Genomic DNA, 240 nt, shown 5'->3' on the forward strand with positions numbered 1-240 from the left:
CGCCCACACGGCGAGCGCCCGGCGCAGCAGGTCACGGTCACCGGCGAGCGCGCCCCGCGCGGGCCACACCGAGAAGTCCTGCCGCGCCGAGGAGCGCCACGCGGTCGCCGGGATCCGGGTCAGGCGCGCCGGGTCGAGCGCCGCCTGCGCCGCCGGATTGCGCGCGTACGGCGGGGCCGCGGCGCCCTCGGGGCCCCAGCCCCGGCCGGGCAGCCCGAGCAGCGCCCCGCACACCAGGAG

The 240-nt window shown here is 82.5% G+C and carries 1 pseudogene; it reads right to left on the bottom strand.

From position 1 onward, the window contains the following. A pseudogene (locus GTW43_RS03010) lies at positions 1 to 240 on the bottom strand (hypothetical protein); the annotation flags it as partial.

The sequence above is a fragment of the Streptomyces sp. SID5785 genome, from assembly GCF_009870065.1.
Lineage (GTDB): Bacteria > Actinomycetota > Actinomycetes > Streptomycetales > Streptomycetaceae > Streptomyces.